This is a genomic window from Bacillus sp. FSL R5-0443 (genome assembly GCF_038608285.1).
GTDB classification, from domain to species: Bacteria; Bacillota; Bacilli; order Bacillales; family Bacillaceae; genus Bacillus; species Bacillus velezensis.
Window position 1 is genome coordinate 1,520,066 of record NZ_CP152013.1, and the last position, 25,420, is coordinate 1,545,485.

Genomic DNA, 25,420 nt, shown 5'->3' on the forward strand with positions numbered 1-25,420 from the left:
AGCTCCGATTAAATAACATTTGTATATTTCTTTTCTTTTAATATTTCTGAAACCGCTCTATATGACTTATTAAATGTGACACTAATAAACCGTGCTACATTGAAAAAGTCTTCCGGGTCAAACATGTTATAGCCCTCATTTTCAAATTGTTGTCTAAGTGAGATGATTTTCTTTGCGGTATCTAATCTGTTTTGAAGTTTCTTTCTCTGTATAGTGATTTTTTCACAAAGGTTGTCTTTCCTTGAAAGGCTTGTGAGGTTAGCGGGGTTATTATTGAATGTAAAACCGTCAATATGATGAATATCAAGATTATTTTCTTTTAAATAAGAGAGCGGCATATTTTCTTTAGCACTCCAGATAACTTTATGTAAAGCAACATTGATGACCTTCTTATTATCATCAATTAAATTAACGTAAACGTAACCTGTGTTGTTTGGGAAATGGGATAAGTACATTTTTGTTTTAAGGGAGTACACCCTACCGTAACCTGAAAAATCAACACGGTAGCCGGAAAACGTGGAGTTTCCAGTGGGTGGGATTGAGTGTAAATCGGGGAAGATTGAGATAGGAGTATTCATTTTTATTCTCCTAAATTCCAGTCGTATCTTTATTTAAGTTGACCAAGGCGTTTTCAACTTCAGCAGATACATTGCACTTTCCATTGAAATATCTTGAGATAAGGGAAGGGGTGCGATAAACTGATGCTGCAATTTCTTTAATTTTCATTTTTCTTTGTTTTGTAAGTTGCATATGAAGCAAATAACGCTCCTCAATGTTTAGCAAATTTAAATCCTCCTGTATAAATTAAATTTATGAATGAAATTAATTTAATGAAAAAAAGGTGATCAGCAACCCCAAGCTTAAAGTTGCTGATCGAGCCAAGCCCTTAAATGCACCTCTAAGACCTAAAGGTGATAGTGCTTCCTATTATTGACTAGAGATCGAGAACTGGAAAGGCAAAACAGTATAAAGAGCAGCTTCAAAAAGACGAAGATTCAAAACGCTCTCATTAGATGAAGGACAAGAATACCTTCAAGCTGATATAGCAAGTGGAAACGCAAAGGTTAGAGACAGTGTCCTCTCAATTTACTCAACAATTGCAGACATTCCCTCGCTCAAGACTGTTCAAGACGCTTATAAAATGAAGTCTGAGCTTGAAGACAACAAGAAAAAGATATACGACGAACTAAAAAAGGGAACAGTGGTGCGCTGCAGTTCCTACCGAATAACCTAAATATTTGTCATCAACTACTTTATCTGAAACAGGGACGCCAATAATAGGAAGCTAGGGGGAGCGAAGCATTCTCCCCTTACGTCCATTATCTCGGCTGAAATGAGAAGTTGAAAACCATTGATATTAAAGGGTTTTTGCTATTTGAGTACATCTGAAAACAGTCTACTAGCGTTAATTTTTTTATTTTTTACCCTTTGATTTGTCTTTTTGGCTTTACGGATTGTTTGACAAGAAGTGCAACGAACTCGTCCTCCTTTGTTGTCAATCTCACAACCACAAGCCAAACAAGTATTGATGTTCTGTACATTCCTTTTTAAATTCCGTAAAAGAACATTGCCAAAGCTACGCCATAGGGTTAATTTATAAGGCGCTTTGTCCTTTGTAGAGTACAAATAGGTCACAAGCGTATTCACTACAAAGTCAATATCTTTATTATGCTCATTACCTTTATCCAAAAGTTTTTCCTTAATATGATCGTAAAAGAATTGATTCATTTCACTTTTTTTCTTATCTCTATATTCTTTATTCTTCCGCTTATCTTTAAGATACTTCCTTTTGCTGTCTTTGAGCTCACAATAAAGATTTACAATTGCCTGTGCTGCTTCTATGTCTTCCTTTGAATTAGAACCCTTCTGAACGTTTAAAAGGTTTTTGTAATCCAGTTTCTTTTTAATATCTCTAAAGTAGATACGTGAAGGGTTAATAATTTGCCTTAAACGGTTTACTACAGAACTATTTAATGGCTCAACTTCATCTTTCGCTTTTCCTTTTGCATACACGAAGAAGTGGGGAAGATTAAGTTTTGTATACCCACTTATTTTATTTTTAGCCTCGTGAGGTCTTTCAGGCATCCATAAGGTTTTAGCGTAATCAATAGTTGCATTTGATTCCATGCATAAGAATTTGACTACATCCAGTTTTTCAGCATCAAGTGCCGCTCTTTCTTTATCAGTGGCATTTTCTTGAGCAACATAGTTCCAAACCTTGCTTATCTCATTTGATACAATGCCTATTTGTTTTGAATAGGCAGCAACTAAACCATCATAGATATTCTGTTTATTTAATTCCTGTGACTTTGCCACAGAAAGCTCATACTCAAGCGGAACAATCCCTTTCATATGTCTTTTAGCAATATCGATAAAGCGCCTATTGCTAACAATTAAAGCATCGTCTCCGTCTACATCAAACATTAATAACTTTGAGATTAAATCATGGATACTGGTGTAAATGCTTTTAGAGACGAACCACTTTGCTTTCTCTTCACCCAATGTGTTTTTTCTTATAGCGTGTTCTCTGAAGAGGTGAGGGGAGCGGAGGACATCTAACTCCTGTTCTTCAAAGAGGCTACAATAAACTTCACCATTCTTTAAAAGACCGGCCGGCTCCTGGTGTTTTAAGAAGAGCCATTGGGCAAAAGCAAATACATCAGGAGCAATATAGGTTCTTTTTGAATTTTTAAGCTTAATTTTACCCGCTCTAGCATTATTGATCATACTTCTTTTAGAGTCTTTAATGATCTGTTTTGAATATTCATCTGAAAGCAGAGGGGGATATATTGCTATTGCGCTTTGATAAAAATCCTTTTTTTCATTTGAATCATCAGCCCGTAAAAAACGGAGCATTGTTTCTTCTGATTCACCAATTTTTGATAATTCATCGTTTGTATTTTGAGCAAAATACGTTAAATCTTCATCACTCATGTCACCTAAAGTCTGTAACACTTGGTAGTTGAGCGGTTGATCTTTGAATTTATCAGGTTCAACATCACATTTTGAAGCTTCACAGTCCTCACTAATAAATGTGTTTTTGTAATGCTGCCATGAATCATAACACTTCCACATTTTAAACTGACTTTTAGTAAAGATGATTTGGATATCATCTTTGATAATGTCCCAGTCTTTACCGTAGATATCTTTGACTAAACATGAATCTTCCTCGACATATTCAGCTATAAAGTCATCAAAAGGGAAGGGGACAAGCAATCCTTTAAAAAAGGGCAATCTAAACTGAAAGCATTTATTATTCTCAGTCACTTTGGGCAGCATTATTCCCGCTCCATCCATATGTTCAATAGCAATGTCCATGCGCTTTCTTTGAATATTATACTGCTTATCTATGTAATCGACATTTCTCCCTTTTAGGACTGTCTTAAAATCATCAACAACAATGCACTTGTTAATATCAAAACCCCGCCAGACAGTGCTTGCAGTAAGGCAAAGGGCTAAATAGGCGTTGAACTTGTTAACATTCATGCCGCCTTTATTATTAATAACATCTTCATTAAGACCGCACATTATTTTATTTTTATGCTTTTTTAAAACAGAGGAGCGGATGAAGATATTCTTTTTATTGCGAATCATTCCAGCACTTGATGTGAAATATTCATATTTTTGATTATTGTACTTGAACCCTTTAGTGACAATATCCTTGAATACAGCATAACTGAATACCTCAACAGATATGATATCCTTTGTAATTTCGTTTTCTTTAATACCTAATGTCCGTATTAAGGAGGAATCAAATTGGTTTATAATACTCTTCATATTAAGGGCATCAGGACGAAGAGAGCGGATTTTCTTGTTCTTTGGATAACATTTTTTTAGCTCTTTAGTGCAATCATCAATTGCAGTTTCGCACACCTCAAAATACTTGTACAGACGGGAATCGGAATTGGGAACAAGTTTTCGCTTGTCTATGCTGCAAATGACGTACTCAAGAAAAATCTCGTTGTACTTCCTATGATTAAAAGTTTTCTTCTGAAGGTCATGAAGCAACTGCTTATCATGTTGATTTATTTTATTTTTATCCCTAATAATATTATTGTATTCCCAAATAAACTTGTCTAACCGCTTCTTATACTTCTTAATTCTGCCTTTCATGTTCAAATACGCATCTTTTTTTACTTGATACTCGTGTTCTTCAGGTGTGTGGAATGCTTCGGTTCTTACTGCATACATGTAAATTTGCTTAGAGAGGTTTTGAGTTGTTTTATTCAAGGGCTTGGCTCGACTCCTTATTTTTGATTTTTAACAATTAATTTAGGAAAGCTCAATTTCGGCATATGGTCTTCTGTGATACCGTATTGTGCTTTTAGTTTTTTGTTGCTCGATATCTTTTTAAGATCATAGCTGTCTAAAAGACCGCCAATTGACTTCTTAATTAAGTCTGTTTTTAGTTGCTTTTGGCCTCTGAAGTATAGCGCTGTTTCATCTATTACTTCTTTTTCTGTAGTCCATCCTTTAGATTGAATTAATTTATTCAAAGTCAATGTCAGATGGCTTATAACGTCATCATGGAGTTGAGGCAATTTAGCGTTTTTATCTTGAGGGAATATTCGATCTGCTTCGGCTTTTCCAAAATTCCGGTATATCCCTTCACGATTCATGCTCTTAGTGGTTAATCCTTTTTCATTCCATTCCCGGCAGCGACTATTAATCTCTTGAAATAAAAATGAACCGTAATTGCAAATTTCATACGTATTGTTTCGACGTTTGAACTTGTTATTTCTTTGATTCCTTTTTTGAATCTTCAGGATATGTGGCGGGATTTCATTGTCTTCCAATTTGCATAACATTTTAAGAAATACAAAAAAAGTAATACGGCTGGAAGTAGTGGGTTCGCTTCTGTTTAACCTTTCCGCAATGGTTTTTAACGAATGAAAAAACAACTTTCTTTTATCGTGTATATCCCCTGATAAATTCTCTTTTGCAAGGTCAAGAATTATGTAAAAATCATCAATATATCTGTGTTTATTTAAAAGTTTAAAAGCGTCTGGATACATTTCTTTAAAGTCAGGAGACTGCAAAATGTATTTATACTCATCAATTTCCGCTTTTAGTTCCATTTGGAGCTTAGATTCTTTAAGAGTGATCTTAAATACATTCATTAAGAATTTTTTTATATCCAACCGTTTTAAACCTGTTAGTCGCTCAACCACTTCAAATATTGTTCCGCAAAATGGGGAAGAGGATGAATGACATTTATACATCCAGTGTCCAGTACCAGTGTTTGATTTATAAACGCTTGCACTAGGTGATTGTTCTTCATGGAATAAGTCATGAAAAGAATTAGAATTGACTCCTAAAAACTTACGCAAATCCTGCTTTTTTATGTAATCATTAATTTGAGTTAGGTTATGTAATTCAATTGGCTGAGGGTTCAGTATGTTAGACAAGGTTATAGCGTCAAGGTTCTTTATTAACTCTACATTCGTTCGTTCTTTGTATACACTTATTTTATTTTTACTCTTAATGATTTCATGACTATCCTTCTTATAAGGTATTGACCCTTGGTTTAAGTATAATAGATTATAACCATATATACTTAACCAAAGGGTTGGGTTTATAGGTAAGGTGTTCTTATAGTTGAAAATATGTAAATCAGTACCGCCGAAAAATAACCTGCTTCCTTGATTGGAGATCGGATCAGCCATCGGGAAGATATTTAATAGCTGTTTAATGGTGTTTTTGCATTCATTTAGATTAAGGAAAGGTTGTTCAAAAATGAAACACACTCGAAATTTAGGGTGATCTTCCTTAAAGTTAAATGTTTTGTACGCAAAAGCAGCATGTTTTTTAAAGAATGGATTTTGCTGTGCTTCTTCCCAAGTCATTTTAATGTCTTTTATTTTAATTTTATCCTTACCCTTTTTTATAAACTTCTCATTGTCAAAATCAAGGGCAACGAATTGTTGTGTTTTCCAGTATTCTTCTGTCCTTTTAATGTTCTTTCCTTTTGGATAGAGGAGAGAAGTTACTACCGATTGACCGCTTGATAAGGCTTTTGCTAAATCTTCTATAGATATAGTAGCTGGATTTCTAAGGATGCGGTTATTAATCTGAACAGTTTCTTCCTTTGATGGTTTGTGATTGAACTTTTCAGGATGTACCATTAATCTGATTGTTGTTTCTTGGGACATTTAATTCCTCCTTTTTTTAATTTGATTCTAAATTCGTATGGAGTTGTCAAAGAGCGGGGCAGGGCTGAGAGATATTTGCTTTAAATAGAAGAAACTCAACATAAACTATTTTAAATTTACTCTAAAAATAGTTACAGTGATTCCTGCCTAATTGAATTATAACACCGTTTAGATGACGATAAAAGTGAAAAATAAGGATTTTTAGAATAAAAATAAAATAACTTATTGACTCTAAGCGGGAGTCTGAGGTATATTGTTAACAGAGACAAAAACAAAAAATAAGGATGGTAAAACGAAGAGATAAATTCATATTGAGAATCAAAAAATTGCTACTGACCTTGTATGAGCCTTTGGAAAAAAGAGAAGAGGGGCGTTACAATTGATCAAAGAGAAACAAACAAGCCTTATAAATGCACATCGTGGTGTTGAGCATTTCATCAAACAGAACCGCAATAATAATTCTAAGTACGAGCTGTTTTCCACATACGCAAAGGCTTTAAAGCCCGATTCTTATTACATATTAGAAGCATTAGAGTATGCTGATACAAATAATTGGCACGACATATTTGATTTATTAATTGAAAGAGCAACCAACAAAGAATGGACAGAGCTTTATAAACTGAAGAAGCGATCTCAGTCATTGTCAATTGGAGAGATGGAATTTCAAATCAAAAAAATCAATCCAAAATCAGACGAAATGAAAATATTCTCTAAGCTTATTATGGTTTATAAAACTTGTGATACAACTAATTTTAAATTGATGAATAAGTACGCTGACAGCATTGATACAGAAGAAATGGAAGATGGTTTTATCAAAAGCTCATTTAGATCAAGGCTGCTGGTTCTCTTGGCAAACACTTTCCTGTTTGAGGGAAATCTTTACGCAGCAAGATATTATGCAAGTCTTGCAATCATAGAGTCAAATATTGATAGGTTTTCAGCGTTCGGATATCTTCACATTGGTAACTCATACATGCTGACAGATTACAAAACAGCTAAGGATAACTTTTTAAGCGGTTTAAAATTTGCTAAGCCAGGGGACAACCATTATAAGCAATTAATACGGTCATTAAGCTTCTTAGAAAACTATTGGGAAAATGATCACAAATACACTGATTTTCAAAGTGGTTGCACGGAGGATGTACATGAACAAGCGTTCTATTGGATTAAGAGAAATGAGCACGAAAAGGCTCTGAACTTATTGAATGGAATGGATAGAAGCGCCTTATCAAATGGACAACTTGCATTTCATTATTTTTATAGAGGTTTAATTTCTTCTGATAAGTCTGATTTTTATAATTCTATAAAATACTTTAAATTATCTGGAGATAAGTTCTTTGTCGAATGTCCTTTAAGAGAGTTGAACAAGCTTGGAGAGGATAGAAAAATTGTAGACATCTTTGCAATTTAATAAAGAAAACTTGAGGGGAGGTGAGCACATGAAGAAAAAAATAACTATGTCAGTATTAGTATTAGCGGCTATCGTAACAGTCGTGTTAGGGTCTGTTCAACATCAAGAAGCAAAATCACATACAGTTAATCAGTTAGCTGACCCAGGTCGAGGGGGATAAGCTACATAGTGTATCCAACTAAGTACCGGAGGGCTATTTCTTAGCTCTCCCCTTTATTACAGATTTTTAGAATAAAAATAAAATAACGATTTTATTCAAAAATGGAATAAGAGGATTTTATAATATGGGGTTTTAAGACAGGTTAAGAGTGATTAAAACCCGCTCTTAAGGTGTGTTAGAATCCATCCAAGAGACGATATCTAACAATAAACAAGAGGAGTGTTTACAATGAAAAATGTCTTTGAATTAAAACAGCAGTTTATAAATGAATGTAATACCTTGGAAAAATTAGTTCAGGAAGGAAAAGAACTTCTTCAAAATAAACAAGAATTGCAAAAGAGATTAGTGGAGCTCTTTCAACAAACAAACAAGAGCCTTATGACAAATGTCAGTGTTAACTTTTCAAATCCTGATAAAATAGTGCATGACTATGATGATTTTCAATGTGAAACACAATATAAGAGCATCAAGCAGCATATGGAATTGTTTAAAAAGAAGAATGAAGAGTATTCACCATTTAATGTATTATCTGTGTATAAACGATTTTATCGGGAGTATAAGAGAGTTAACAATCAAGATATAGCATTACAGATCAATAGACATTTAGTTAAAGTATCACTTGTCTTTATAAAACTTGCTAAGAATCATGATTTATATATTGAAGAACTATTAGAGGATCCTAAGAAGGTACGATATGATTTAGTTAAATATGCTAAAGAACAAAATATGGATATTGAAGAATTAATAGCAGAATCTGTGAACGTTTTCACTGAACTGATTAACTTTGAACCTCTTTTCATTTCTGTAATGCCGTATATTTTTTCGGTTTTTAATGTACTAGACAATAAAGTAAAGAAACACGATATTCTCAATTTCCTTTCCCTGGATAAAAGTTGTGGTACATTAAAAAAAATCAATAAATACCCTGATTACATAACGTTTGAAGAGTTTTATAAGATGATTATTGATGGCATTGAGTCGGATAAAGAGGCATATGTGTATCATTGCATAGCAAATATGGATGAGAAGTTGTTAAATGAAGAAGATGAGAGACAAAATTCACTTAATTTTGAGTGAAATAATAAAAAGGCTAAATACATGTTGATCAATACAAAAAAGGTAGCTAAGGAATTTGGATTTGTTCAAAGTACAGATGAAAACACTTTCTATAACGAATCTTTGAATGCAGAGATGATCTTTTCAAACAAATATCCTGGGACATATGTAACAATATTTAAAGAACTTGGTGACAAAAGGGTAACCATTGATATGCCGTACATCTTAAAACACGGAGTATGCAAGAAAATAAAATATAGACATTATGAAGAAAATCTCAAAAAAGACATTAGAGCAATGTTGAGCGCTTTTAATTCCTTTACTGAAGATGGTTTTCACGAAATGGAGTTATGGCAATTGGGGAAAAACAAGGATTATGGATTTGTAAGGTCTGAATATTGCCCTAAAGCTTTTATGGATAAAAATAAAATTAGTGAAGAGTTGATGGACGAGATAAAAAGGGATGGGCATTATCAGAAGAAGTTGTTATGTAAAGTTGAAACAGACGAAACAGGTCAGCCATACGTGGCTGAAGCAATTAACATTAAAAATAGCTTATAAGAATTGGAGTGTTTGAATGGAGGAATTAACTATTTATGAACAGATAATGAAAGACCCGTCTTTTCGTAAAGCAGCCCTTGTTAAATTTGGATTCGGACAAGTGTCACCGGTTAAAGTTGAAAAGTGGTTTAAAGGATATTATCCGCCTAAATATCATGAGTTTAAGCAACTGGCAAAGCGGTCAAATGTAACTGAGCTACATAGGGAAGCAATGACAAAAGAACAAAGGAACAAGATATCAGATTTGGAGGAAATATACAATGGGGAATTCACAAAAAAATAAGAGAGGAGCACACCTTACTAGGTTTGTTGTAGGGCGGTGGTAAAGAGCATGAACAATTAAAACTTATAATTAACGATAAAAATAAAATAAGTGGAGAATTTAAATGGGAACTCTTATAAATTTTCATAAGAAAACACTTGAGAATAAACAAGCAACTCTCAAGGATTTGCAAAAACAAATAGACGACGAATATGAGTTAGAGCCAAGAATCCCGCTCGAACAAAAAGAAGTTGAATTAAAAAGAGAGATTGAAGACCTAAAACAATTGATTAAAGGTGAAAACAGAACTGTGTTAGATATTGTGATAAGCGGCATGCTTGATGGCCGATACTATGAGCACATGAAAAAAGTTGCTGGCTACACAGTGGATTACATAATTGATGACTGTTTCATCATGGAATATGCAGAAGGCTCAACTGCAGATGACGTGGAAAGAGTCCAGGCGATAAAGAAAGCTTTGTGGGATAAGTTAGAAGAAGATTCTCCTATTAAGACAAATAGGAACATAGATGACCGGATTTTTTATATCCCGATCAGAAAGGGATTTGAGGGTGAAGGTATAAGAAAATTCATCAGTATATTTGAAAATGAAATCGGCAGTGAGATCACAATTTTATTTAAAAAGGAGCTTACATAATGAACGCAACATTGATTGAGAAAGAGTTTAAAGAAGTTATGATTGAGAATCACGATTTGAAGAAGAGTGAAAAGCTTTGGAAAACAATGTTCAGTACAATTGAAAGTCAACTTTTTACCTCGTGCGAAATTGTTAGAGACTTCATGAAAGCCAAAGGTGTAACCGATGAATTTAAAAGCTATGTTAAATCAATGATTGAATCAGACAAATTAGATGAAAGATATCGAGATTTCTTTGAAGCGATGTTAGATGATTTTTCATCATGGCAAACAGATTTAAAACAAAACGGAGAATCCCTGGAAGGGAAGAGCATTTAAGCACTAGATGGGAGCAAGAAAGTCATTGAGCATTTTAAAATCATTTCAAAGGAGAATTTAAAATTGAAATTAAACATTAACACTAAAGAAAATAAATCATTAGAGCAAAAACACAAAGAACTGCAGAAGCAAAACAACAACCTTGTTAATGATTTTTATGAATTTAAAGAGTATATCACCAAGTATTTTATTGAAAACGGCAAAGAAAAAGAGTTTCTTACGCATATCTTGAACTCATTTGAAAATAGTGAGGTTCGCGCAGAGGATATTACACACTATACAGAAATTATGGATTGGCTTGATGACGAAATAAAATTAAAAGAACCAAAAAATCGAGGATTTATTGGCAGACTAAAAGAGGGCATTAAAGAAGAAGGATTCAATAAAATTATTGTTGAGCCCACAGTGGACGCAATAGGCCGTGAATTTGTTCAGGTAGGTATCGTGAATGAGGAGTCGCCGGCCGAATATGCACCTACTACTCTGGCTTTGTTTATTAATGAAGGAGAAGCATTTAATTATGCTGCCGAACTATTCCAAAGTCTTTATATTGAAAGGTTGGCTTATTGTCCAATGGATGATCTGGGGAGGGAATATGAAATTTATACACAAAAGGATATTGCTGAGTTACGTGCAATGAGGGTTATTTTAAATCGTTAATCAAGTGACTTACTCTTAAATGAATGAGTCCTTACTTTAAAACATGTGAATTGAGGATATAGTTTCGGTTTGGATGTGCGACTAGTACAGTACTATGGTATGAGTGTTGTATCGAAAGTGGAATAGTCGCATAACTAAAGAGATAATACAGCCGCTCGTTCGGCATGAGTTATAAACTACATCTTTAAACTAAGCGAGGTGAACAAATGGGAGGAGTCCGAAATAGACCGAAAATGGGGGAGATTATCTATAGTGATAATGAGAACGAGAAATATGAACAGTTCGTTAAACAAGTCAGCAGAATGGTTATTGATTACATAGATAAAAAACAAAAAAATGAAGGGTGAGCTTTAATGGCTGCCCTTTTTAATATTATATAATACGTATAGTTGAATTTTGGGGTGGGGTTAAATTGACTGACATTAAAGACGTTTTTAAACATCATAAAAGTCGTGTCGATAAAATTGACACAATAGAGGAAAAGACAAAGAAAGACACTTACGGTGTTTTAATTAGGGTTTCTGATGTTAAACAGGTAACTAAGGATTCAATACCGATGCAGAGAGAAAGAGCCTACAAGTTTATCAAGGAGCGTGATGGCATTCTTTATAAAGAGTATATTGAAGAAGCGGTATCCGCATCAAAGAATTCAATTAAACAAAGGCCAGTGCTTCAGGAACTTCTTAAAGATATAGAAGATGGAAAGATTAATAAAGTAATTGCGTATAAAAGGGACAGGTTATCCAGAATACAAAAAGATTGGCTTACTATCCTTGATACAATCTTTAAAAATAATTGTGACATTGAATTTACATCAGCGGAAGAACAACCGATTTCCTCAAACCCAATGGTAAGGGGGATAATGGAACCAGTTTTAGGTTTCTTGGCAAACATGGAGTCAAACAATACCTCAATGCGGGTAAAAGAGACAAGGGCTAGTATAGCAGCAAAAGGAAGATGGACAGGCGGAACATTGCCATATGGATATGATTTAAATAAAAACAGGGAAATTGTAGTCATAAAAGAAGTTATCCCTTCATTAATTGAAATTGAGGATCTTTATTTAAATGGTATTGGAGTAGGGTCAATTACAAGGTATATGAACGGGCACGAAGTGAAGCATTTGGGTAAAAGAAAGAAAGGAGCAGATATAAAAAGAGTTGTATATAAGGGGAGAAAAACGTACTGGACTGAGAGTGCAGTTGAAGGTGTTCTTTTCAACCCTTTTTATGCTGGTATCATAGAGTATTCAAAAGAAGGCAATAAACACCTACAGTATGACCAAGATAAATTTGTTCGAGAAAAAGGATTCCATGAGGCGATAAGAACACTGGACAAACAAGAAAAGATTTATGAAATGAAATCTAAGAAATCCATATCAGCTCCCCGTAAATTTAGTACAACTTTTTTACTAACTGGATTAGTATATTGCTCCGAATGCGGAAGCCCTATACAATCAAGAACTGTTTTAAAAAAAGAACGTAACAATGAAAAGTATTGCTATTATGTCTGTGCTTCTAAACAGAATAAAGACAAAACAAGCAGAAATGAAATATGTCCAAGTAAGAATTTTAAACAGAATATCCTTGAGGATTTTGTTGTCAGTAAATTACTTGAAATGTTTGACGGCTTTAATAAGGACAATTTAAAAGAAGAAATACTAAAAGGGATAGACCAAGGAAAAAGCACAATTGAAACGGATATCGTCTCCGCTCAAGCTGAGTTAAAAGAGCTTCAAAGTGAGCTTGTTTCTATAATGAACTTGATGAAAAGGGTAAGCCCAGAGAGCCCACTTTATGAAGAAATAATAACTGATTACGAAAAGAGTTACACTGAAACACTTTTAAAGAAAAAAGAAATTGAAGAAAAGTTGGAGTCTCTGCAGCAATCAATAAAAGAGAACAATGATAAAGAGATTGAACAAAATATTGTATTAGATGCATTAAAGAATTTCTCTATTGTGTTTAAGGAAGCCAGTCAAGTTCAGCGGAAAACATTGCTGGATTCGATAATTAAGCGAATAGACATATCGCAAGATGGGAAACTAAATATATTGTGCAATTTTGAAATACCCAAAGATAAAAAAAGTTATGTTCATTCCATTAACCGGCGACCCGTTTAATTCCATGATTAAGCTTGAAACAGTGAATCCGGGCAAGCCTTTAAATCCGATGATTAATGCGGGCGCTCTCGTCGTTACGGGTTTCATTAAAGGGCATTCGCCGAAAGACCGCCTGGATTACCTGCTCGGATTCATCAGAAGACTTGCGAATAATCAGGACATTACATATTGCAGACATGTCGCGGAATCGGAATTCAGTTCATCCATGATTAATCGGGCCATGTGTTATTACATGAAGCAGTATGACATTTTTGAAGGCGATGTAGAAGAGGTCATGGATTTGTATACAAAACAGTGCGCGATTAAGATGAGCAGTCTGGATTTAGCCAAAATCGGCTGTGTATTCGCCCTTGACGGCAAGCATCCGGAAACCGGGGAGCAGGTCATTAAAAAAGATGTGGCGAGAATCTGCAAGACGTTTATGGTGACATGCGGCATGTATAATGCGAGCGGGGAATTCGCGATTAAGGTCGGCATTCCCGCTAAAAGCGGCGTTTCGGGAGGGATCATGGGCATTTCGCCGTACAACTTCGGAATCGGTATATTCGGCCCGGCGCTTGATGAAAAAGGCAACAGCATCGCGGGTGTGAAGCTTTTGGAAATCATGTCTGAGAAATACAGGCTGAGTATTTTTTGAAACATTTTTTATCATAACATCTGCTTAAATCCTCTTGCAATTTCATCTGATACCCTTTATGATAAATAGAAGAATTAGGTACTCGCCTGGGGAACGGAGGGATACTTTTGGCTTCAGAGATTATAGTTGACCATCAGCAGAAAGCATTCGAGCTGTTGAAGTTAGATGCTGAGAAGATTTTGAAGCTGATCCGAGTACAAATGGATAACTTAACGATGCCTCAATGTCCTCTGTATGAAGAGGTCTTGGATACTCAGATGTTCGGACTGTCGAGGGAAATCGATTTTGCTGTCCGCCTGGGATTAGTTGACGAAAACGACGGCAAAGAGCTGCTGGACAGACTTGAAAGAGAACTGTCTGCTTTGCATGACGCGTTTACAGGAAAATAAATGATCAAACTCAAACTATTCAACGGTTTGGGTTTTTTTATAACCGTAAACCGTTTTTTTTGCATCTTCTTTTCGTAAGACGGTCTCTTAATCTGCATTTCATCCGAAAAACTATAAAGAAACTGCGTAAATTGTTTATGAATTATAGTAAAATATAATACGCTATAGGTATTAAACGTAAGCTTTAAGCAGGAAAGAGGATGTTATGTTTAAAAGAATGTTAAAATCTTACGATTATTCATTGATATGCGCTATCATTCTGCTGTGCTGTTTCGGATTGGTAATGGTATACAGCTCAAGCATGATTACCGCCGTTATGCGTTACGGCGTGAGCAGCGACTATTTCTTTAAACGGCAGCTGTTCGCCGTCATCGCAGGGTTTGTGCTGTTTATCATCGCGGCCGTTTTTCCGTACAAAGTGTTCGCCCATCAAAAGATTCAGAAATTCATACTGCTTGCGTCAGTGGCTGCGCTTTGCGCGCTGTTTGTTTTCGGACATGTTGCCGGAAATGCGCAAAGCTGGTTTAAAATCGGCGGAATGGCCATTCAGCCGGGGGAATTTGTCAAGCTGACCCTGATACTCTACCTTGCCGCGGTATACGCAAAGAAACAAAGCTATATCGATCAGCTTTTGACGGGGGTTGCACCGCCGGTGATCGTCACCGTAGTCATTTGTGCGCTTATCGCCATTCAGCCTGACTTCGGAACGGCGATGATTATCGGCCTGATCGCGTTTTGCGTCATTATGTGTTCGGGATTCAGCGGAAGAACCCTGCTCAGGCTGGTTCTCATGGCGGGAATCGTATTGCTCCTTGTCAGCCCGATCATCTATCTGAAATGGGACGATATTTTGACACCCGGGCGTATGAGCCGGTTTGAAAGCCTTGAAAATCCATTTAAATACGCCAGCACATCAGGCCTGCAGATTATAAATTCGTATTATGCGATCGGCTCAGGCGGTTTTTTCGGTCTCGGTCTTGGAGAAGGCATTCAAAAATACGGTTATCTGCCTGAATCGCATACAGACTTTATTATGGCGGTTATTTCAGAGGAGCTCGGCATTTTCGGCGTCCTGTTTGTCATTGTGCTGCTGGCTTTTGTCGTGTTAAAAGGTTTTTATATTGCGAGAAAATGTGAAGATCCGTTCGGGAGCCTTTTGGCAATCGGGATATCCAGCATGATTGCGATTCAGACCTTTATCAATCTCGGCGGTGTCAGCGGCTTAATTCCGATTACAGGTGTTCCGCTGCCGTTTATCAGCTACGGGGGCTCATCAATGTTGTTGTTATTAATGAGCGCCGGTATATTGGTGAATGTCAGCATGCATGTCAAGTACTCAGAAAAGAAGAAAAAGAGGGAGCCCGTTCCGTCTAAGGGGGTAAAAAGACGGCAGACGGAAAAATCTGTGTATCTCTAAAAAACAAGTGTATACACAGGACGGATATTCCTTTATTATAAACTACATATTTATTAGGCCAAGGGGGAGAAAAGTTTGTCACAACAATCCATCCAAAAAGTGTTAGTAGCAAACAGGGGAGAAATTGCGATTCGGATTTTCCGGGCGTGCACAGAATTGAACATCAGAACGGTAGCCGTTTATTCAAAAGAAGATTCGGGCTCCTATCATCGCTATAAAGCGGATGAAGCTTATCTTGTGGGAGAAGGCAAAAAACCGATTGATGCGTATCTTGATATTGAAGGGATTATTGAGATCGCAAAAAGAAACGGCGTAGATGCCATTCATCCGGGCTACGGATTTCTCTCTGAAAATATCCAATTTGCGAGACGCTGTGAAGAAGAGGGCATCGTATTTATCGGACCGACGTCAGCGCATTTGGATATGTTCGGAGATAAGGTAAAGGCGAGGGAGCAGGCAGAAAAAGCCGGCATCCCCGTTATTCCGGGGAGTGACGGACCGGCTGAAACATTAAAAGATGTCGAACAATTCGCAAAAGTCCACGGATTTCCGTTTATTATTAAAGCATCGCTCGGAGGCGGAGGCCGCGGAATGAGAATCGTCCGAAACGAAAGCGAATTGAAAGAATCGTTTGAGCGGGCCAAATCAGAAGCGAAAGCCGCATTCGGAAACGATGAAGTGTATGTTGAAAAACTGATCGAAAATCCTAAGCATATTGAAGTTCAGGTGATCGGAGATAAAGAAGGCAATGTCGTCCATCTGTATGAGCGGGACTGTTCCGTTCAGAGACGCCATCAAAAGGTCATTGAGGTGGCGCCTAGTGTATCTTTGCAGCCTGAATTAAGGGACGAAATCTGTGAAGCGGCTGTGGCGCTTGCGAAAAATGTCGGCTATATCAACGCAGGGACCGTGGAGTTTCTCGTAGCGGGCGGTGAATTTTACTTTATTGAAGTGAACCCGCGCGTGCAAGTGGAGCATACGATTACGGAAATGATAACGGGGGTTGATATCGTTCAGACGCAAATCCTCGTGGCGCAGGGCCACGGACTGCACAGCCGTGCCGTCAATATCCCTGAGCAGAAAGACATTTTTACAAACGGGTATGCGATACAATCACGTGTGACCACTGAAGATCCGCTGAATGACTTTATGCCTGACACGGGTAAAATTATGGCTTACCGCTCAGGCGGCGGCTTCGGCGTCCGCCTTGATACGGGAAACAGCTTCCAGGGCGCCGTCATCACGCCTTATTATGATTCACTGCTTGTCAAGCTGTCGACATGGGCGCTGACGTTTGAACAGGCATCAGCGAAAATGGTCCGCAACCTGCAGGAATTCAGGATCAGGGGCATTAAGACCAATATTCCGTTTCTTGAAAACGTGGCAAAGCATGAAAAATTCCTGACGGGCCAATATGACACATCGTTTATCGACACAACGCCTGAGCTGTTTGTTTTCCCAAAACAGAAGGACCGCGGAACAAAAATGCTTTCCTATATCGGCAATGTCACGGTGAACGGTTTTCCGGGAATCGGGAAAAAAGAAAAACCTGCATTTGATAAGCCTCAGACCGTTACGTTAGGTATCGAAGAAAAGCCGGCAAGCGGTACGAAACAGATCCTTGAGGAAAGAGGCGCCGAGGGGCTTGCAGACTGGGTGAAAGAGCAAAAATCCGTGCTCCTGACCGATACAACGTTCAGGGATGCCCATCAGTCCCTGCTTGCAACCCGGATCAGATCAAATGATTTGAAAAAAATCGCGAATCCGACGGCTGCCCTGTGGCCTGAACTGTTCAGCCTTGAAATGTGGGGAGGCGCGACATTTGATGTAGCGTACCGTTTCTTAAAAGAAGACCCTTGGAAACGCCTTGAAGATCTTCGCAAGGAAGTGCCGAACACATTGTTCCAGATGCTGCTTCGTTCATCAAATGCCGTCGGTTATACAAACTATCCGGACAATGTCATCCAAAAATTTGTCCGGCAGTCAGCGGAGTCAGGTATTGACGTATTCCGGATCTTTGACAGCCTGAACTGGGTAAAAGGGATGACGCTGGCCATCGATGCCGTCCGTGAAACCGGAAAAGTGGCGGAGGCTGCGATTTGTTACACGGGAGATATTCTTGATAAGACCCGGACGAAATATGATTTGCAATATTATCTTTCTATGGCGAAAGAGCTTGAGGCGTCTGGTGCGCACATTCTCGGCATTAAAGACATGGCCGGTCTTTTGAAACCTCAAGCCGCATACGAACTTATCTCAGCGCTGAAGGAAACGATTGATATTCCCGTTCATCTTCACACGCATGATACGAGCGGCAATGGCGTCTTTCTCTATGCCAAAGCTGTTGAAGCGGGTGTGGACATCGTGGATGTCGCCGTCAGCTCAATGGCGGGTCTGACTTCACAGCCGAGCGCAAGCGGATTTTATCATGCCCTTGAAGGAAACAGCCGCCGTCCTGAAATGGATGTCCGGCAGGTGGAAAGACTGTCGCAATACTGGGAATCCGTCCGTCAATATTACAGTGAATTTGAAAGCGGGATGAAGTCTCCGCATACTGAGATTTATAATCATGAAATGCCGGGCGGCCAGTACAGTAATCTGCAGCAGCAGGCAAAAGGAGTCGGCCTGGGTGATCGCTGGAATGAGGTGAAAGACATGTACAGCGTCGTCAACCGCATGTTCGGCGACGTCGTGAAAGTAACACCTTCTTCCAAAGTCGTCGGAGACATGGCGCTTTACATGGTGCAAAACAATTTAACAGAACAAGATGTTTATGATAAAGGCGAAACGCTTGATTTTCCGGATTCAGTCGTTGAGCTCTTTAAAGGGCAGATCGGCCAGCCGCACGGCGGATTTCCGGAAAAACTGCAAAAGCTCGTTCTGAAAGGACAGACGCCGATCACGGTAAGACCGGGTGAGCTGCTTGAACCGGTATCTTTTGAAGGTATTAAAGAAGAATGGAAAGAAACGCATCAGATGGAATTGAGTGATCAGGACGCAATCGCGTATGCTCTTTATCCGAAGGTGTTTACTGAATATGTTAAAACGGCGGAACGCTTCGGTGATATTTCCGTATTGGACACACCGACTTTCTTCTACGGCATGACACTCGGTGAAGAAATCGAAGTGGAAATTGAGCGCGGAAAAACGCTGATCGTGAAGCTTGTATCTATCGGTGAACCGCAGCCAGATGCGACACGTGTCGTTTATTTCGAATTGAACGGCCAGCCGCGCGAGGTGGTCATTAAAGATGAAAGCATTAAATCGTCCGTACAGGAAAAATTAAAAGCAGATCGGACAAACCCGAGCCACATTGCGGCATCCATGCCGGGAACCGTCATTAAATTGTTAACGGAAACCGGGGCAAAGGTGAATAAAGGCGATCATCTGATGATTAATGAAGCGATGAAAATGGAGACGACGGTACAGGCGCCGTTCTCCGGGACGATACAGCAGATTCATGTGAAAAACGGTGAACCGATTCAGACAGGCGATTTACTGATCGAAATTGAAAAAGCGTAAAAAATGAACCTAAAAAAACCTGATCCGCCCCCGTGTGCGATCAGGTTTTTTATGTGTAAAGGCCGAAGCTCTAATGCTTCGGCCTTTTCATGTGCCTCAGATGTTCCGCTGTTTTGATTCATAGCGGAAGCGGGCGATTAATAATAAGAAATAGCATAAGACGCCGAACAGGCCGGCAATAAAGAGCGAATGGGCAAGTGCAAAGCCGGTGGCCATTTCTGAATAAACAACCATGATTCCGGAGAGCGCCTGTAATACAACAAAGGCAACAGCCGCTATCCAGCCCCCAAGAATCTGTTTTTGGTCTTTGTAAGAGCGCACCGCATGTGCAAAAGCGACAAGAATCCATACGAACAGAAGCAGCGCTGCCGTTCTGTGGCCCATCTGCACCCATTCCTGAAAATGGGACGGAAGCCCGTGATTCAGCCTGCTGCAAAGCGGAACGTCAGGGCAGGCAAGGCTTGATTTCGTATGGCGTACATAAGCCCCCGTATAAACGACGATATACGTGTAAATCGAAAGGCCGATCATATGAAACTGCATTTTTCTGCCGATTCTGAGCGGCTTGACGAGCTTTTTGTCTGATTTATCAGCTTCGAATATGAGCAGCGTCAAAATCAAAACAGAAGCGAAAGAAATCAGCGATATGCCGAAATGAAGCGCCATAACGAGCGCATTTGATCCGAAAACAACCGCTAATGCGCCGAGAAGCGCCTGTAAAAATAAAAAGATAATGGACATAATGGCGAGAAAGGTTGTTTCACGGAAAACAGGCGTGACTTTTCTCCATGCCCAAAAAGCGAGACTCAGCACGAGAACGATTGAGACACCGCTTGCGAGTCTGTGGCTCCATTCAATGATAGAAGCGGCGTTAAGCTCCGGGAAAAACCGGCCGTGGCAAAGCGGCCACTGCCTTCCGCATCCGAGACCCGATCCTGTCTTTGTGACAAGAGCGCCGCCGATCAGCACGACGAGCATAACGAATGTCGTCAGCACGCCGAGCGCTTTCAAAGCTTTATTCATTTTACATTCACCTTCTTAACAAACTGGACAAAATGATATACGTACCAAGTGTAAGCGAATATGTGTTTTGTGGCAATTCTCAATTCTGTTTGTTCACAAAAATATAATAGAATCAGGACTTCTTAGATAATGGGGTTGATTATTCCAGATGGGTCTGATAGAAATAAAGTAACCGCTTTATTATGAAACCGGCGGATTTGGTAAAATTCATAAAAAGTTCACAAATAAATTCCTGTTTCTCGTTTAATATTTAAGAGGATGTTTTTTTACAGGTCATTATCTTGTATGATAGAGTTGCAGGTCTTAAAAAACCTGCTTTAGGTTTGTAAGGGAGGTTTACGTTATGGCTAATTCCAGAATTTTAAACGATACAGCTATAGACGGACAGATTGAAGAGACGACGGCATGGAAGGATTTCCTTTCGCTTATTAAAATAGGAATCGTCAATTCGAATTTAATTACGACTTTTACCGGCATGTGGCTTGCGTTACATATATCCGGTCTGAGTTTTTTAGGCAATTTAAACACCGTGCTTCTTACATTAATAGGATCTTCTTTGATCATCGCCGGTTCTTGTGCGGTTAACAACTATTACGACCGTGATATTGATCATTTAATGGAACGCACGAAAGTAAGACCGACGGTAACCGGAAAGATTCAGCCGAATCAAGCGCTGTGGTCAGGAATTTTACTCATTGCTTTAGGACTTATCATGCTTTTGATGACCACCGTGATGGCAGCAGTCATCGGTTTTATCGGCGTGTTTACGTACGTTGTTCTTTATACAATGTGGACCAAACGCCGTTATACGATTAATACGGTTGTCGGAAGTGTATCAGGCGCCGTGCCGCCGTTAATCGGCTGGACAGCGGTTGAAGGGCACATCGGTGTTGTCGCGTGGGTTTTATTCATGATTTTATTCATCTGGCAGATTCCGCACTTTTTAGCGCTTGCGATTAAAAAGACGGAAGATTACAGAGCAGCGAATATTCCGATGCTTCCGGTAGTGCACGGCTTTGAAGTGACGAAAAGACAGATTATCGTCTGGGTCGCATGCCTGCTGCCGCTGCCGTTTTTCCTCGGCAGTCTCGGTCTTCCGATCGTCATTCTCGGCACTTTGCTGAATGTCGGATGGCTTGTTCTCGGACTGATGGGATTCCGCATGAAAAACATCATGAAGTGGGCAACTCTTATGTTTGTCTATTCGCTTAATTACATGACCATTTATTTTGTAGCGATGGTGGTCTTCACGCTGTTTTAATTGAATAATGAGCTTGTTTGATCGCCAAAACAAACAATGACAACTAGTAAACGCCGCCTTGACCTTTTGTTTAATCAGGCGGCTTTGCTTTTATACATAGATGGAATTTTAAGTAAAAAATCTCATATTTTAAGAAATGAGGAAATGAAGTATTTCGGCTGGAAGCAGTTTTACTGCTTGTGCATCTCGTACTGATTCAAAAAAGGGGTTGGGTGAAATGTTAAAGCGTTGGCGTCTTTTATCATTATTAGCCTTAGTGCCGCTTTTATTGAGCGGCTGTGGAAAACCGTTTCTGTCCACACTCAAGCCTGCCGGCGAAGTGGCTGATAAACAATATGATCTGACGGTGCTCAGCACACTTATCATGGTTGTCGTCGTTGCGGTCGTAGCAGTTATTTTCTTTTACGTCATTGTGAGATTCAGACGGTCGCGTATAGGGGAAGACACGATACCGAAACAGGTGGAGGGGAACCGTTTTTTAGAAATCACCTGGACCGTTATTCCGATCCTGCTTCTGATTATTCTTGTCATTCCGGTTGTCATCGATACATTGGCGCTGGCGGATACGTCGCCGATGGATAAGAAAAACCGTAAAGCAGAGGATGCGCTCGTGATTAATGTAAGGGCGAATTTATACTGGTGGGAATTCGAGTATCCTGATTACGGGTTTGTGACAAGTCAGGAGCTGATCGTTCCCACAGATGAACGCGTCTATTTCAAGCTGAAGTCCTCAGATGTGAAACACTCTTTCTGGATTCCGTCAGCCGGGGGAAAAATCGATACGAATACGGATAATGACAATACTTTCTTTCTGACCTTCGATTCTAAACGCAGCAAAGAAGCGGGAGAATATTTCTTCGGGAAATGCGCAGAGCTGTGCGGACCTTCACATGCGCTGATGGATTTCAAAGTGAAACCGCTGCCGTCAAAAGAATTTAAACAATGGACGAAAGCGATGAAAAATTATAAGCATACAACAGATTCCGGTTTAGCCGCGCAAGGAGAAGAGCTGTTTAAGGAAAAAAACTGCCTGAGCTGTCATGCGGTTGAGCCCAATGATAAACGGGCTGAAGCGGCAAGAACGGCTCCGAACCTCGCTACCTTCGGTGAACGGGTCAAAGTGGCCGGCATTAAGGATGCGAATAAAGAGAATATAAAAGCCTGGCTGAAAAATCCGGACAGCATTAAACCGGGCAATAAAATGACAGGCACTTATCCGAAGCTCTCGGACGCTGAAACGGATGCGCTGTATGAATATTTAAAAGGGCTGAAAGCGGAGAACAAGTGAGGACAGGGAGATATCAGGGGGGAGGTCGTAAATGATGAATACGCTTACAGGACAGCAAAGAAAAAGCTCTTTGCTTTGGGATTATTTGACGACGGTTGACCATAAGAAAATCGCGATTTTATATATGATCGCCGGGGGATTTTTCTTCGTCGTCGGCGGACTTGAGGCCATGCTTATCAGGATTCAGCTCTTGAGGCCGGGGAACGATTTTATGGGTGCGCAGCAGTTTAATGAAATTATGACGATGCACGGCACGACAATGATCTTCCTGGCGGCGATGCCGCTGTTATTCGGGCTGATGAACGCGGTTGTGCCGCTTCAGATCGGGGCGCGTGACGTATCGTTCCCATTTCTGAATGCGCTCGGATTTTGGCTGTTTTTCTTCGGAGGCATCTTTTTGAATCTGAGCTGGTTTTTAGGAGGCGCTCCTGATGCAGGCTGGACGTCGTACGCGTCGCTTGCGCTGAATTCGAAAGGGCACGGCATAGACTTTTTCGTGCTCGGCCTGCAAATATCAGGCTTAGGTACGCTGATTGCGGGGATCAACTTTCTCGCCACGATTATTAATATGAGGGCGCCGGGTTTGACGTATATGAGACTGCCGCTGTTTACGTGGACGACATTTGTGGCGTCGGCACTCATTTTATTCGCATTTCCTCCGCTCACCGTCGGTTTGGCGCTGATGATGCTGGATCGTTTGTTCGGAACGAATTTCTTTAATCCTGAATTGGGCGGCAATACGATAATCTGGGAGCATCTGTTTTGGATTTTCGGGCATCCGGAAGTATACATTTTAATTCTTCCCGCCTTTGGGATTTTTTCAGAAATCATTCCCGTATTTGCGAGGAAACGTCTGTTCGGTTATTCATCTATGGTCTTTGCGATCGTGCTGATCGGCTTTCTCGGGTTCATGGTTTGGGTTCACCATATGTTTACGACGGGACTCGGACCGATCGCTAATGCGATATTTGCGGTTGCGACGATGGCGATCGCGGTGCCTACCGGCATTAAAATTTTCAACTGGCTTTTGACCATCTGGGGAGGAAACGTCAAATTCACTACGCCTATGCTGTATGCCGTCGCCTTTATTCCTTCTTTCGTACTCGGAGGAGTCACGGGTGTCATGCTGGCGGCCGCAGCGGCAGATTATCAGTTCCACGATACGTATTTTGTCGTAGCGCATTTCCACTATGTCATTATCGGCGGCGTTGTGTTCGGCATCCTGGCGGGCGTGCATTTCTGGTGGCCGAAAATGTTCGGGAAGGTGCTTCATGAAACGATGGGGAAAATTTCGTTCGTCTTATTTTTTATCGGGTTTCATCTTACCTTCTTCATTCAGCATTTCCTCGGTTTGATGGGAATGCCGCGGCGAGTTTACACATATCTGCCCGGCCAGGGGCTTGATACCGGCAACCTGATCAGTTCAATCGGCGCGTTTTTCATGGCGGGCGCGGCTGCTTTACTCGTCGTCAATATTATTTATACCTCAATAAAGGGGAAATACGTCGAGAACGACCCGTGGCTGGACGGTCGTACGCTTGAATGGGCGGTCTCTTCGCCGCCGCCGGAATATAATTTTAAACAGCTTCCGTTTGTCCGGGGACTTGACCCGCTGTGGATTGAAAAGCAGGCCGGAAATGAAGGGATGGCGCCTGCAGAGCCTGTAGAGGACATTCATATGCCGAACGGCTCCATCATGCCGTTTATCATATCTTTCGGGCTGTTTGTCGCAGCGTTCGGGTTTTTATACCACTCCGATTATTCATGGGGGCTTCCGGTTATCTTCATAGGGCTCGGCATCACATTCTTTACCATGCTGCTTCGCTCTGTGGTCGATGATTACGGCTATCATATTCACAAAGAAGATCTGCCGAATGATGATAAAGGGGTGAAGGCGTAATGCAGCTGCAGGAAAAAATGACGGCTGAAACCTTTCCGGCTTCTCCTGAAAAAGCAACGCTGGAGGGGAAAAATAAGTTTTTGGGATTTTGGCTGTTTCTCGGCGGGGAAACGGTTCTGTTCGCCTCGCTATTTGCAACATTCCTTGCTTTACGGGAATCTAAAGCCGGAGGGCCGTCAACGGCTGAGATGTTTGAGCTGCCGATCGTATTTATCGCGACGATGCTTCTTTTAACGAGCAGCTTAACGAGTGTGTATGCGATGTATCATATGAAAAATTTCTCCTTTAAAAAAATGCAGGTGTGGCTTTTGGTTACCGTTTTATTGGGAGCAGGATTTTTAGGGGTAGAAATCTATGAATTTATGCATTACACTCACGAATTCGGCTTTACCATTACAAGCTCTGCGCTCGGCTCAGCGTTTTACACGCTCGTCGGCACACACGGAGCACACGTGGCGTTCGGGCTGTTATGGATCAGCGCGCTGATGATCCGAAATGCGAAAAGAGGGCTCAGCCTTTATAATGCGCCGAAATATTATGTGGCCAGCTTATATTGGCATTTTATCGATGTCGTGTGGGTCTTTATCTTTACCGTTGTATATTTGATGGGGATGGTGGGATAAC

Annotated in this window: 20 protein-coding genes and 2 pseudogenes; 17 read left to right on the plus strand and 5 right to left on the minus strand. The window is 39.9% G+C overall.

The features are described from left to right. Nucleotides 1-8: 8 nt before the first annotated feature. From NYE28_RS07715 to NYE28_RS07730, 4 genes are all read right to left on the minus strand, one after another. Nucleotides 9-578, minus strand: a complete 570-nt coding sequence (locus NYE28_RS07715) for an HNH endonuclease (protein WP_342490363.1) — start codon at nt 576-578, stop codon at nt 9-11. Nucleotides 579-588: 10 nt separating this feature from the next. Then, nucleotides 589-783, minus strand: coding sequence for a hypothetical protein (locus NYE28_RS07720; RefSeq protein ID WP_057079931.1), 195 nt, complete (start codon nt 781-783; stop codon nt 589-591). Nucleotides 784-1,371: 588 nt separating this feature from the next. Further along, a complete protein-coding gene (locus tag NYE28_RS07725) occupies nt 1,372-4,230 on the minus strand; it encodes a hypothetical protein (protein WP_342490364.1) in 2,859 nt (952 codons plus the stop codon). Between the two features lie 17 nt (nt 4,231-4,247). After that, the gene (locus tag NYE28_RS07730) at nt 4,248-6,152 is read right to left on the minus strand and encodes a hypothetical protein (RefSeq protein ID WP_342490365.1); all 1,905 of its coding nucleotides are present in this window, start codon (nt 6,150-6,152) and stop codon (nt 4,248-4,250) included. Between the two features lie 379 nt (nt 6,153-6,531). Between NYE28_RS07730 and NYE28_RS07735 the strand changes: the two genes are divergently transcribed. The 13 genes and pseudogenes from NYE28_RS07735 (at nt 6,532) to pyc (ending at nt 19,324) form a co-directional block, all read left to right on the plus strand. Then, nucleotides 6,532-7,563, plus strand: a complete 1,032-nt coding sequence (locus tag NYE28_RS07735) for an AimR family lysis-lysogeny pheromone receptor (RefSeq protein ID WP_342490366.1) — start codon at nt 6,532-6,534, stop codon at nt 7,561-7,563. Nucleotides 7,564-7,591: 28 nt separating this feature from the next. Then, on the plus strand, nt 7,592-7,723 hold the full coding sequence (locus tag NYE28_RS07740) for a hypothetical protein (protein WP_342490367.1): 132 nt from the start codon (nt 7,592-7,594) through the stop codon (nt 7,721-7,723). 228 nt (nt 7,724-7,951) lie between these two features. After that, nucleotides 7,952-8,800, plus strand: coding sequence for a hypothetical protein (locus tag NYE28_RS07745; RefSeq protein ID WP_342490368.1), 849 nt, complete (start codon nt 7,952-7,954; stop codon nt 8,798-8,800). A gap of 21 nt (nt 8,801-8,821) precedes the next feature. Beyond that, nucleotides 8,822-9,340, plus strand: a complete 519-nt coding sequence (locus NYE28_RS07750) for a hypothetical protein (RefSeq protein ID WP_342490369.1) — start codon at nt 8,822-8,824, stop codon at nt 9,338-9,340. A gap of 16 nt (nt 9,341-9,356) precedes the next feature. Continuing rightward, the gene (locus NYE28_RS07755) at nt 9,357-9,623 is read left to right on the plus strand and encodes a hypothetical protein (RefSeq protein ID WP_342490370.1); all 267 of its coding nucleotides are present in this window, start codon (nt 9,357-9,359) and stop codon (nt 9,621-9,623) included. 103 nt (nt 9,624-9,726) lie between these two features. Then, entirely contained in the window at nt 9,727-10,260 is a 534-nt protein-coding gene (locus tag NYE28_RS07760; RefSeq protein ID WP_342490371.1) for a hypothetical protein, read from the plus strand. After that, a complete protein-coding gene (locus NYE28_RS07765; protein ID WP_342490372.1) occupies nt 10,260-10,577 on the plus strand; it encodes a hypothetical protein in 318 nt (105 codons plus the stop codon). Before NYE28_RS07760 ends, NYE28_RS07765 begins: the two co-directional genes overlap by 1 nt. A gap of 63 nt (nt 10,578-10,640) precedes the next feature. Next, nucleotides 10,641-11,237, plus strand: coding sequence for a hypothetical protein (locus tag NYE28_RS07770; protein WP_342490373.1), 597 nt, complete (start codon nt 10,641-10,643; stop codon nt 11,235-11,237). Nucleotides 11,238-11,649: 412 nt separating this feature from the next. Then, nucleotides 11,650-12,837: pseudogene (locus tag NYE28_RS07775) on the plus strand (recombinase family protein); the annotation flags it as partial. A 474-nt stretch (nt 12,838-13,311) separates the two neighbouring features. After that, nucleotides 13,312-13,996: pseudogene (gene glsA, locus NYE28_RS07780) on the plus strand (glutaminase A); the annotation flags it as partial. A gap of 107 nt (nt 13,997-14,103) precedes the next feature. Further along, entirely contained in the window at nt 14,104-14,385 is a 282-nt protein-coding gene (locus NYE28_RS07785) for a YlaN family protein (RefSeq protein WP_003154494.1), read from the plus strand. A 205-nt stretch (nt 14,386-14,590) separates the two neighbouring features. Further along, the gene (locus NYE28_RS07790; protein WP_015239798.1) at nt 14,591-15,802 is read left to right on the plus strand and encodes an FtsW/RodA/SpoVE family cell cycle protein; all 1,212 of its coding nucleotides are present in this window, start codon (nt 14,591-14,593) and stop codon (nt 15,800-15,802) included. A 75-nt stretch (nt 15,803-15,877) separates the two neighbouring features. Then, nucleotides 15,878-19,324: a pyruvate carboxylase gene (gene pyc, locus NYE28_RS07795; RefSeq protein WP_099566726.1), complete on the plus strand. Its 3,447-nt coding sequence runs from the start codon at nt 15,878-15,880 to the stop codon at nt 19,322-19,324. Between the two features lie 96 nt (nt 19,325-19,420). Here the strand turns inward: pyc and ctaA are convergent, their stop codons facing one another. Next, the gene (gene ctaA / locus NYE28_RS07800) at nt 19,421-20,347 is read right to left on the minus strand and encodes a heme A synthase CtaA (protein ID WP_015239800.1); all 927 of its coding nucleotides are present in this window, start codon (nt 20,345-20,347) and stop codon (nt 19,421-19,423) included. 343 nt (nt 20,348-20,690) lie between these two features. Here ctaA and cyoE point away from each other — a divergent pair, with 343 nt between their 5' ends. From cyoE to ctaE, 4 genes are all read left to right on the plus strand, one after another. Next, the gene (cyoE, locus tag NYE28_RS07805; RefSeq protein ID WP_003154486.1) at nt 20,691-21,608 is read left to right on the plus strand and encodes a heme o synthase; all 918 of its coding nucleotides are present in this window, start codon (nt 20,691-20,693) and stop codon (nt 21,606-21,608) included. A gap of 217 nt (nt 21,609-21,825) precedes the next feature. Continuing rightward, on the plus strand, nt 21,826-22,896 hold the full coding sequence (coxB, locus tag NYE28_RS07810; protein ID WP_003154484.1) for a cytochrome c oxidase subunit II: 1,071 nt from the start codon (nt 21,826-21,828) through the stop codon (nt 22,894-22,896). Nucleotides 22,897-22,927: 31 nt separating this feature from the next. Next, entirely contained in the window at nt 22,928-24,796 is a 1,869-nt protein-coding gene (gene ctaD / locus NYE28_RS07815) for a cytochrome c oxidase subunit I (protein WP_337681092.1), read from the plus strand. Continuing rightward, nucleotides 24,796-25,419, plus strand: a complete 624-nt coding sequence (gene ctaE / locus NYE28_RS07820; protein WP_003154482.1) for a cytochrome c oxidase subunit III — start codon at nt 24,796-24,798, stop codon at nt 25,417-25,419. The genes ctaD and ctaE overlap by 1 nt, the downstream gene beginning before the upstream one ends. Nucleotide 25,420: the final 1 nt, after the last annotated feature.

Coding starts and splice junctions, on each gene's coding strand:
- NYE28_RS07715 (WP_342490363.1), bottom strand. CDS start 578: ATGAATACTCCTATCTCAATCTTCCCCGATTTACACTCAATCCCACCC.
- NYE28_RS07730 (WP_342490365.1), bottom strand. CDS start 6,152: ATGTCCCAAGAAACAACAATCAGATTAATGGTACATCCTGAAAAGTTC.
- NYE28_RS07740 (WP_342490367.1), top strand. CDS start 7,592: ATGAAGAAAAAAATAACTATGTCAGTATTAGTATTAGCGGCTATCGTA.
- NYE28_RS07745 (WP_342490368.1), top strand. CDS start 7,952: ATGAAAAATGTCTTTGAATTAAAACAGCAGTTTATAAATGAATGTAAT.
- NYE28_RS07750 (WP_342490369.1), top strand. CDS start 8,822: ATGTTGATCAATACAAAAAAGGTAGCTAAGGAATTTGGATTTGTTCAA.
- NYE28_RS07755 (WP_342490370.1), top strand. CDS start 9,357: ATGGAGGAATTAACTATTTATGAACAGATAATGAAAGACCCGTCTTTT.
- NYE28_RS07760 (WP_342490371.1), top strand. CDS start 9,727: ATGGGAACTCTTATAAATTTTCATAAGAAAACACTTGAGAATAAACAA.
- NYE28_RS07765 (WP_342490372.1), top strand. CDS start 10,260: ATGAACGCAACATTGATTGAGAAAGAGTTTAAAGAAGTTATGATTGAG.
- NYE28_RS07790 (WP_015239798.1), top strand. CDS start 14,591: ATGTTTAAAAGAATGTTAAAATCTTACGATTATTCATTGATATGCGCT.
- ctaA (WP_015239800.1), bottom strand. CDS start 20,347: ATGAATAAAGCTTTGAAAGCGCTCGGCGTGCTGACGACATTCGTTATG.
- cyoE (WP_003154486.1), top strand. CDS start 20,691: ATGGCTAATTCCAGAATTTTAAACGATACAGCTATAGACGGACAGATT.
- coxB (WP_003154484.1), top strand. CDS start 21,826: ATGTTAAAGCGTTGGCGTCTTTTATCATTATTAGCCTTAGTGCCGCTT.
- ctaD (WP_337681092.1), top strand. CDS start 22,928: ATGATGAATACGCTTACAGGACAGCAAAGAAAAAGCTCTTTGCTTTGG.
- ctaE (WP_003154482.1), top strand. CDS start 24,796: ATGCAGCTGCAGGAAAAAATGACGGCTGAAACCTTTCCGGCTTCTCCT.